Annotated in this window: 8 protein-coding genes and 1 pseudogene; 3 read left to right on the plus strand and 6 right to left on the minus strand. The window is 44.3% G+C overall.

The genetic code is table 11. The annotated features are described in order from the left end of the window. Positions 1-19 precede the first annotated feature (19 nt). Complete coding sequence (locus H4I94_RS11325; protein WP_261183171.1) at positions 20-922, minus strand: AEC family transporter; 903 nt, start codon at positions 920-922, stop codon at positions 20-22. 153 nt (positions 923-1,075) lie between these two features. Further along, entirely contained in the window at positions 1,076-4,177 is a 3,102-nt protein-coding gene (locus H4I94_RS11330) for a DNA translocase FtsK (protein WP_261183172.1), read from the minus strand. A 284-nt stretch (positions 4,178-4,461) separates the two neighbouring features. On the opposite strand from H4I94_RS11330, the gene trxB reads away from it, so the two are divergent. The 3 genes from trxB to H4I94_RS11345 all read left to right on the plus strand — a co-directional run bounded on the left by trxB (position 4,462) and on the right by H4I94_RS11345 (position 7,098). Then, on the plus strand, positions 4,462-5,415 hold the full coding sequence (gene trxB / locus H4I94_RS11335; RefSeq protein ID WP_092819849.1) for a thioredoxin-disulfide reductase: 954 nt from the start codon (positions 4,462-4,464) through the stop codon (positions 5,413-5,415). A 113-nt stretch (positions 5,416-5,528) separates the two neighbouring features. Further along, positions 5,529-6,260 (plus strand): leucyl/phenylalanyl-tRNA--protein transferase, encoded by a 732-nt coding sequence (gene aat / locus H4I94_RS11340; protein WP_261183173.1) that lies wholly within the window; start codon positions 5,529-5,531, stop codon positions 6,258-6,260. Positions 6,261-6,282: 22 nt separating this feature from the next. Further along, complete coding sequence (locus tag H4I94_RS11345; protein WP_092819851.1) at positions 6,283-7,098, plus strand: arginyltransferase; 816 nt, start codon at positions 6,283-6,285, stop codon at positions 7,096-7,098. 11 nt (positions 7,099-7,109) lie between these two features. Here H4I94_RS11345 and rimI read toward each other — a convergent pair whose 3' ends face one another. The 4 genes and pseudogenes from rimI to tuf form a co-directional block, all read right to left on the minus strand. Then, a complete protein-coding gene (rimI, locus tag H4I94_RS11350) occupies positions 7,110-7,568 on the minus strand; it encodes a ribosomal protein S18-alanine N-acetyltransferase (RefSeq protein WP_092819852.1) in 459 nt (152 codons plus the stop codon). Between the two features lie 102 nt (positions 7,569-7,670). Next, complete coding sequence (locus H4I94_RS11355; protein ID WP_261183174.1) at positions 7,671-8,552, minus strand: metal-dependent hydrolase; 882 nt, start codon at positions 8,550-8,552, stop codon at positions 7,671-7,673. Between the two features lie 379 nt (positions 8,553-8,931). After that, positions 8,932-9,081 (minus strand): annotated as a pseudogene (locus H4I94_RS11360) (elongation factor Tu); the annotation flags it as partial. Next, on the minus strand, positions 9,081-10,241 hold a 1,161-nt coding region (gene tuf / locus H4I94_RS11365), incomplete at its 5' end, for an elongation factor Tu (protein ID WP_213031977.1). The pseudogene H4I94_RS11360 and the gene tuf, both read right to left, overlap by 1 nt.

A 10,241-nucleotide genomic window follows, 5' to 3' on the forward strand; every position in this document is an offset into this window, starting at 1 on the left:
TTCTTTTAAGCGTTTTATTTTAAGCCAGCAAGAGCATCAATACAGGAAAAGTCACGGCAAAACAGAGGGTCTGCAAGCTAATCACAGCCGCCATTAATCGATGATCGCCTTGATACACCCGGGTCAGAATATAAGAGGCAGAAGCGGTCGGCAAACTAAAAAACACCACCAGAATCATGCGCTCTAAATGACTTAGATGAAAAGCCCAACATACGGCAAATGCCAAAAAGGGCATGATGAGCAAACGCCCAAACACATTCATCAATAAACGATAGATATTTGTTCTGAACTGATCAAATTGCAGTGCTGCACCGACTGACAGCAAACCCAAAGGCAAGCTCATGGCAGCCAGCAGTTTAAATAACTGTTCAACACTTTGCATGACGTTCAAATCCAGAAGATTAAAACCCACACCTACAATACAGCCGAGAATTAACGGATTTTTGCTAATCGAAATAATAGTTTTTCCAAGAGTTTGCCAGCTCAAGGTCGATAATGCCAGTACCGATAAAATATTCACTAAAGGAATCGCGACAGCGATCAGCATGGCAAACATTTGCATGCCTTTCGGTCCAAATAAAGATGCCATGAGCGACAGGCCGATATAGGTATTAAAGCGCACCTGGCTTTGCATATACACGCCAAAACGCTGTACCGGAATGTTATAGATTTTTTTGACCACAAAAAGAGCCATCGCTGCCAGCAAAATTATCAGGATCAAGATTCCCAGCATGCTCGATACGGTAGCCATATCCAGCTCGACATGAGATAAATTCAAAAAGAGCAAGCTAGGAAACAAGATAAAATAATTGAGCTTTTCAGAGTTTCCCCAAAATTCATCTGTGACAAAACGCGTCTGTTTAAGTAGATATCCCATTGCAATCAAAATGATCAATGGAAATAGCGCCATGACAATATTCATGCTCTATCTGTATCCTTAATGAAATATTTCAGTCTTTTCCTGAGCTGCATGATACTTTTGTTTTTCATGAATATTCACTTAATTTACCTGATATCTTCCAATTGTGCTCAAGAAAAAGGCCTGCATTTGCAGGCCTTTAGAAGATATTTACACTTAAATTAAAATATCACGTTTACCGTTGGCACCCATACCGCTGACGATGCCATTTTCTTCCATCTGGTCAATGATGCGTGCAGCACGGTTATAACCCAGGCTAAACTTGCGCTGTAACGAAGACGTGGATGCCTTACGGGTTTCCAGCACAAAGGATACACATTGGTCATAAAGCGCATCACGGTCGGAACCACCATCACCCTCTTCAAAACCACGTGAAGTAGGTTCTTCATCATAAGGCGTCAGAATCTCATCCACGTAATTTGGTTCACCACGCTCCCGCCATGCATCACAGATACGGTTCACTTCGTCATCGGCAATAAAGGCGCCGTGCACACGTTCAGGTTCAATCTTGCCTGGGCCGAGGAACAACATGTCACCATGACCCAGCAAGTCCTCTGCCCCCCCCGCATCCAGAATGGTCCGCGAGTCAATTTTCGAGTTCACACGCAGTGCTACGCGGGTTGGAATATTGGCTTTAATCAAACCGGTGATCACATCCACCGAAGGACGCTGCGTTGCAAGCAACAGGTGAATTCCCGCAGCACGAGATTTCTGTGCCAAACGAGTAATCATCTCTTCAGCTTTTTTACCCACCTGCATGATCATATCGGCGAATTCGTCCGCGACAATCACAATGGATGGCAATGGAGTAAGACGCGGTGCACGTTCCCCTGCTACTGACTCGCTGGCTTTCCAGGTTGGATCAAACAGGTCTTCGCCATTGGCAATCGCTTCTTCGACTTTGCGGTTATAGTCGCTGAGCTTACGGATCTTCAGAAAAGACATCAGCTTATAGCGACGTTCCATTTCATTCACACACCAGTTTAAGGCGCTAACCGCATCTTTCATGTCGGTCACGACCGGCGTCAATAAATGCGGAATATCATTATAGTTCGCCAGTTCCAGCTGTTTCGGGTCAATCAGGATCAAACGCAACTGATCAGGCGTGTACTTCAATAACATCGACAGAATCATCGAGTTTACCGCAACCGATTTACCAGAACCCGTCGTACCGGCAACCAGCATATGCGGCGCCTTACCCAGTTCGGTAATCACGGGATTACCCGAAATATCTTTGCCCATGGCCATGGAAAGAATGCCATTTGGATCTTCAAATTTTGGTGTTTTGACCAGTTCAATCAAACGAACCATTTCACGGCTGCTGTTCGGCACTTCAATTCCGATATAAGGCTTACCCGGAATGACTTCGACTACACGTACTGAGGCCATCGACATCGAACGTGCCAAGTCACGTGAAATATTGGTCACTTTAGAGGCTTTTACCCCCGGTGCCAAATCCAGCTCAAAACGCGTCACCACAGGACCGGGCTGTGCTTCTATCACTTTGGCCTTTACATTAAACTCTTGCAGTTTAATTTCCAGAAGTTCAGATAAACGGGCCAATTGCTCGGCAGTGAAATTCACCTTCTTGTTAGGGTCAACTTCATCCAGCAGCTCCAGACCCGGCAAAGGCGGCAAATCGCGACGGTTTTGTGCCACCTGCATGGCACGTGACATCGGGCGGCCCATTGCATCGGTTAAAGGCGCATCCAGATCAAAATCATCCTCATCCAATTCAAACTCGTCGACAGGTTTTCCAGCCGTTTCTTGCCAAACTTCACGGAAGGCATCTTTGTTGGAAGCAATCAAGGCCTTTTCATCTTCGGAAATGGTGGATTGCGACTGCAATTGAGTATTGATTTCTGCACGTACAAAGGCTGAGGATTGAGCATAACTACTCGTAGTACGTGCCACAGGCGCCGCTGGCTCCAAGTGATCTACCTGTAAATTATCTACCCGTAAATTATCTACCGGTAAATCATCGACCAGCAGATCATCCAGCTCATCAAACTCGTCATCCAATGCACTATTTTTAGACGTACTGTTGAGTTGTGGTGACGCCGCAATATTCACAGAGGCCGCCGCCACCATCTTTTCTTCATGAATGACTGCTGCGGGTTCTGGATTTACAGGATTAAATGGCGTATGTACATCTGTAGCCGTTTTTCCACCCGGCACAGCGGCAAGCAATTCGTCAAAGATTTCGTCATCATCCCAATCCAGGTTTTGCTTCGAGGTCTGGGGAGTTGTGGCGACAGGTTGCTCATGAACAAAGGCTTGTAAATGGTCATGTGGTGTATGAGGCCCAGATTCTTCAGCCGCTTTTAACAGTGCATCAATATCCTGTTTATGTTTCTGGTTGTCATCGGAATGTAAGGCACGCCAGACTTCACCTGTAGCCACGACACGCTGTGTATTCTGTTCCAGACGATGGGCCTTTTCTAAAATCTGTTCAAATTCTGCCTCGTCTTCATCATCCATCAGCTGTTGCTGTGCAGACTGCTCTCTTTCAACCATGTCATTAAACAGGCGCTCTGCAGCCGGATCTCGAACGATTGGGGATAGTTCTACTTCCTTATGTTCGGCGACTACTGATACTTTTTCTGTGGCTGTTTTTTGCTTATTATTTAGCAATGATTTTTTGACTTCAGGATTTGTCCGGTCAAATGCAGATTCGGCTTCCGGCACATTTTTATAAAATAAGTCCTGTAAATAGGCAGGGGTTGCTCTGAGGGTGTCCCAGGTTTTGTTCCACTTCACCCCAAATGCAAAGGTGAATAACACAAACCAGAACAGTAGCAGGAAAAGGGTTGCTCCATAAATGGTTAGAATCTGGGTAAGGCTTTGCCCCAATTCATACCCAATGATACCGCCCGACGAATTGTCCAGCGTATCTGCCGGCACCTGCCAATACAGATACAACAAACTTGCTGTCGCCAGCAAAATAAAGAACTGTGCAGCATAGCGAAAAGGCTTATTCAAAAAGCTATACGGCCACCAGACCTGAATTGCCTCAACAAACAGAAAAATTGGAATGAGCAGACTTGCCCAGCCTAAAAAACCGAACAGTAAATCTGCGATCCACGCTCCGGCAACCCCACTGGCATTCGACACCTGCTGGGTATCACTGGAAATGTGCATCCAGCCCGGATCAAAAGGCGTATAGGTCACTGTTGCAAGGAATAAATAAATTCCAAATGAGACTAAAAATAATGTCTTTATTAAGCGCTGTGCATAAACACTCGACACCGCAGTCATATACTGTCCTGTAACCAATTTTTCATTCATGTTTTTGTAAGAAACTAAGACAAAATAGTTTCACAATAAACGCGTATTATGCACCTGTTCCACAAAAAAAGATGCAATATTATGTAGTGGCCGCTGCTTAGAAATATACCAGATTGAATATCTAGCACAGCACTATTGTTCTATATAGCTCAAATCGATTTGCATGATCAATAATATCGACTTTAATCTCACACCACTGTTATACAGTTTCACGTATAATTCCACAAATTTCTAAATAAAAAAGGATGCAGCGGATGAGCGCACGTCACTCAAGACTGATTATTTTAGGTTCGGGTCCTGCTGGCTATAGCGCAGCGGTCTATGCAGCGCGTGCAAACTTGAAGCCTACCCTGATTGCAGGCTTGCAACTGGGTGGACAACTCACGACAACCACTGAAGTAGATAACTGGCCGGGTGATCCGGAAGGCCTGACCGGCCCTGCCCTGATGGAACGCATGCAAGCCCATGCCGAACGTTTTGGCACCGACATTGTCTATGACCATATCAACGAAGTGGATTTAAGCGTTCGCCCGTTCGTTTTAAAAGGCGACATGGAAGAGTTCACCTGTGATGCCCTCATCATTGCAACCGGTGCAACGGCTCAGTATCTGGGTCTTGAATCTGAAGCTAAATTCATGGGTCAAGGTGTAAGCGCATGTGCAACCTGTGATGGTTTCTTCTATAAAAACCAGAAAGTGATGGTGGTCGGTGGTGGCAACACTGCTGTAGAAGAAGCGCTTTACCTATCGAATATTGCTTCACATGTAACCCTGGTTCATCGCCGTGATTCATTGCGTTCTGAAAAAATCCTTCAGGATCATCTTTTTGCTAAAGAAAAAGAAGGCAAAATCAGCATTATCTGGAACCATCAGGTGGAAGAAGTCTTAGGTGATAATAGCGGCGTAACTTCTGTACGCCTACAGTCTACCCAAGATGGCTCTAAACAGGATGTAGACGTTACGGGCTTGTTTGTTGCCATTGGTCACAAACCGAATAGCAGCATGTTTGAAGGTCAACTTAACCTGCGTGACGGTTATATCCAGGTACAAAGCGGTACTGCAGGTAATGCCACTGCTGCCTCTGTAGCGGGTGTATTTGCTGCAGGCGATATTGCCGACAGTATTTACCGCCAGGCGATTACTTCAGCAGGTTCAGGCTGTATGGCTGCACTGGATGCTGAAAAATACCTTGATGCCTTGGGTGAATGATTGAAATAAATCAATCCAACTCAAAAAACCGTCCTCTTGGGGCGGTTTTTTTTTGTATGATAAAAATCTTAAGTGTTTATTGCCAGTTACCCTTTTCGTTCAGGCTGAATCGCATGCATCCATTAGCCCCCTCAGAATTCATTTTTCCCGATCCCATCGAGGCTGATCCCGATGGCGAGGGACTGATCTGCATAGGTGCCGACCTCTCCCCTTCTACGCTTTTTGAAGCCTACACCCATGGCCTGTTTCCGTGGTTTTCTGAAGGTGAACCGATCTGCTGGTGGAGTCCCGAACCACGCTGCATTATCCGCCCGCAGGATTATCATCCCAGTAAATCCTTAATTCGAAATATGAAAAAGTTTGACTATCAAATCACGGTCAATCAGGCCTTTGAACGGGTCATCCGTTCTTGTGCCCTGCCGCGCAGCTATGCAGATGACACCTGGATTTCAGAAGACATTATTGAGGGGTATTGCGGGCTGTTTGAAGCCGGTTATGGCTATAGTATTGAAGTGTGGGATGAAAATAGAGTGGTTGGCGGTTTATATGGCGTGACCATTGGACACGGCTGTTTTGGCGAGTCCATGTTTAGCACGCAAACCGATGTCTCAAAAATGGCGTTTTATACTTTAATGCTGATCGGGCGGGAAAACAATTTGCCTTGGATTGACTGTCAATTGGTCAATGATCATCTTTTAAGCCTGGGTGCCTGTACACTTTCTCGCCAGGCGTATCTTAATTCGTTACAAGATGTTGTAAAACAACCTGCTATTGATTGGAAAAAATATCAGGAGGGTGTATTTTCAAGTAAAACAATAGCGCAAAACGCAAAATTAATTGAATGAAAAATACAAGAGGGATCTTGCCATGAACTCGTATCACCCAAAGTCCCTGCTCAATGATTTACAGTATTACATTACGCCACCGCATAGCTGTAGTTATCTGGAAAATAAATCGGCGCGAATGGTCTTTTTAGATCCTGCCCATCGCATTGATGTGGTCAGCCTGTCTGAACTTTCACGTCTGGGGTTTCGTCGCAGTGGCGATTTTGTGTATCGTCCTGAATGCCACCTGTGCCGTCAATGTTTATCTTGCCGCGTACCTGTTTCCGACTTTCAAATGAACAATGCACAAAAGAAGGCATGGAAACGCAATCAGGATCTGACGGTTAAAATTACCCGCGCCGCCGATGCGACCAACATTCACTATCAACTCTATGAACGCTACATCAATGAACGTCATGCCGATGGCGATATGTTCCCGCCAAGTCTGGATCAATTCGAAAAATTTTTAGTGCATAGCTGTACAGACAGTTTTTTTCTCGAATTCTGGAAAGATGACAAACTGCTGAGTGTTTCCAGCTGCGATCCGCTAGATGACGGAATTTCTGCGGTCTATACCTTCTTTGATCCTGAGGAAAGCCGGCGCTCACTGGGTGTTTTTGCCGTACTTAAACAGATTGAACATGCCAAAGCTTTGGCTTTGCCTTATGTCTATCTCGGCTATTGGGTTCCGCACTCCGATAAAATGAACTACAAATCTCAATATGTGCCGTTGGAACTGTTGATTGATGGGCAATGGCGACGTTTAAACCGCTTGCTCAACCAGGAAGAAATTCAGCAATTGGGCAACTCCCTCATGACAACATTACCTTCGGGCTGGAACAACCCCATCATCAAGTAATGCCGCCATTCCTATTTAAACAAACTTGCAAAATCATCAGTGCATGCTTTCACCATAATGATGGCATGCTCTTTTGATCCATCCGGATTGGGATAATAATTTTTGCGTAAATCGATTTGATGAAAATCTGCTTTTTCATACAACTTGATTGCAGGAGTATTAGACTCCCGTACTTCCAGAAAAATTTGTACGGGATTATTTTTCAGCATAGCAAGCGATGCATCCAGTAGCTTAAAACCCAGACCTTTGCCCTGCTGAGACGGATCAATTGCCATTAACAGCAAATTGGCTTCATCCAGCACGGGCTGTAAAATACAGAATCCCACCACCTGACCGTCTTGTTCAATTACTGTGCTCTGATAACCCGTTACAGCTTCTTCAAACTGTTTAACCGTCCAGGGATGGCTTTGGACCAATCTTTCAATCTTTGCCACTGTAGATACATCTGCAGCTTGCATCAAACGAATCATCTTCGTTCTTCTTATATAAAATTAACCCTCGCATTATAAAAACTTTGCGATAAAAATCGAGTAAAAAAAAGAGCGATCACTATCGCTCTGTGTGGTTTCCGCTTAAAAGCCTAAATTCGCTTTCCATTTTTCGAGCAAAGCATGAGTGTCCAGATCATTCGGATGGAAACCCGGTTTGAAATACAACAGCATTTCCTTCCCCATACCGCTAATCACGCCTTTTGATGGACTATAGGCATAACTATAAATTTCCCGTAGTGAATTAAAGTTAAGCTGTTGATCCTGCTTTAAAAGACGCGCCAGGAAATAACTTTGTACCACAAATAAAGTTGCCATGGCGATCACCAATGAAGATGTACGCAGTGCATATGACTTCAAGCCTTTACCGAATAATCCCTCAAATACATCATATGCCACGGCCTTATGTTCATTTTCTTCAATCGCATGCCACATCCACATGGTTTTCATGGTTTCATCTGTCATGAGTTCCTGGATATGCGAATTGGTTAAAAGCTGCGATGCAATGGTCGCGGTAAAATGTTCAAGTGCCGTGGTTGCAGTCAGGTCAATCATTTCCTGAGTAATTCCCACAGGTTTAGCTATTTTCGCCATCAATTTACGTGTAGTCTGAATTACTTTATCGGTATAGCCATCTAAGGTATCCACATCATGCCCATATCTTTGTGCTGATGCATTAAAGCCTACATGTTCCTGAGTATGCATGGCTTCTTGACCAATAAAGGCGGAGATTTCTTTTTGTAATTCTATATTGTCTTTTAAGGCAGGATGATGACGTACAGCGCGAACACTGTCGATAAAGAATTTTTCACCAGCGGGAAACAAAGCTGATAATGCTGTCATAAAGTGCGTCAGCCCGGCTGAACCATTCATCCAGTATTCGGGAACTTGTTCAAAATCAAAGTTCATGCGGCGTACAGGAAAACTCGCACCGGCACGATTGTTTATATTGACCTTTGCATTCATGATGCTTTACTCCTATCTAGCACATACATTGCTAAATTCACTTTTGTTTTTCTTGATTGTTATATTACGTGTTTAAAAACTTGCTATAAGGGCAGATAAGGTCAGGAAAATATCAGTTTAGGACATGAGGAGAAAAAATAATGATAAGTGAAATTATTTTTTCGACGCAAGAAAATAAAAATTGTTTTATTCCGAGCCAAGAGAAAAGCACAATAAGCGAAATTTTTTTGACGCCGAAAAAAAGGTAATGTGTCAAATCACTTCTTCGCTGCAAGAGATAAGGCAAGGCTATACAAGACGAATTTTAAAAAATGAATGCATAAAATAAAAACAAAAAAAAAGCGTCCCAAAGGGACGCTCTTTTTCACACAATTAATACTTATGCAGTTACTTTAGCAACAACACCAGCACCAACTGTACGACCACCTTCACGGATCGCAAAACGTAGACCTGGGTCCATTGCGATTGGGTGGATCAATTCTACTGACATTTCTACGTTGTCACCAGGCATAACCATTTCAACGCCTNTTATGCAGTTACTTTAGCAACAACACCAGCACCAACTGTACGACCACCTTCACGGATCGCAAAACGTAGACCTGGGTCCATTGCGATTGGGTGGATCAATTCTACTGACATTTCTACGTTGTCACCAGGCATAACCATTTCAACGCCTTCTTTCAACTGGATTGCGCCAGTTACGTCAGTTGTACGGAAGTAGAACTGTGGACGGTAACCGTTAAGGAATGGAGTGTGACGACCACCTTCTTCTTTAGAAAGTACGTATACTTCTGCATCGAATTTAGTGTGCGGCTTGATTGTACCTGGCTTAGCCAATACTTGACCACGTTGAACGTCTTCACGTTTAGTACCACGTAGAAGAACACCACAGTTCTCGCCTGCACGACCTTCGTCAAGCAATTTACGGAACATTTCAACGCCAGTTACAGTTGTTTTAACTGTGTCTTTAATACCTACGATTTCAACTTCTTCGCCTACTTTCACGATACCTGATTCAACACGGCCAGTTACTACTGTACCACGACCAGAAATTGAGAATACGTCTTCGATTGGCATCAAGAATGCTTTGTCGATTGCACGTTCTGGTTCTGGGATGTAAGAGTCAAGCGCTTCAACAAGAGCAAGAACTGAAGACTCGCCGTATTGACCAGCGTCACCGTTAAGTGCAGCCAAAGCTGAACCACGGATAACAGGAGTATCATCACCAGGGAAGTCATAAGTAGAAAGAAGTTCACGAACTTCCATTTCAACCAGCTCAAGAAGCTCTTCGTCGTCTACAAGGTCACATTTGTTCAGGAACACAAGGATGTAAGGTACACCTACTTGGCGAGACAAAAGGATGTGTTCACGAGTTTGTGGCATAGGACCGTCAGTCGCAGCACATACAAGGATCGCACCGTCCATCTGAGCAGCACCAGTGATCATGTTTTTAACATAATCGGCGTGTCCTGGGCAGTCTACGTGAGCGTAGTGACGAGTTGGAGAATCGTATTCTACGTGTGAAGTATTAATTGTAATACCACGTGCTTTTTCTTCTGGTGCAGAGTCAATTGCTGCGTAATCTTTCGCTTCACCGCCGTAAGTTTTTGCACAGATTGTTGCAATTGCAGCAGTTAAAGTAGTTTTACCATGGTCGACGTGACCAATTGTGCCCACGTTTACGTGTGG

Origin of the sequence: Acinetobacter sp. T_3_1 (genome assembly GCF_025377055.1) — a bacterium.
GTDB classification, from domain to species: Bacteria; Pseudomonadota; Gammaproteobacteria; order Pseudomonadales; family Moraxellaceae; genus Acinetobacter; species Acinetobacter kookii.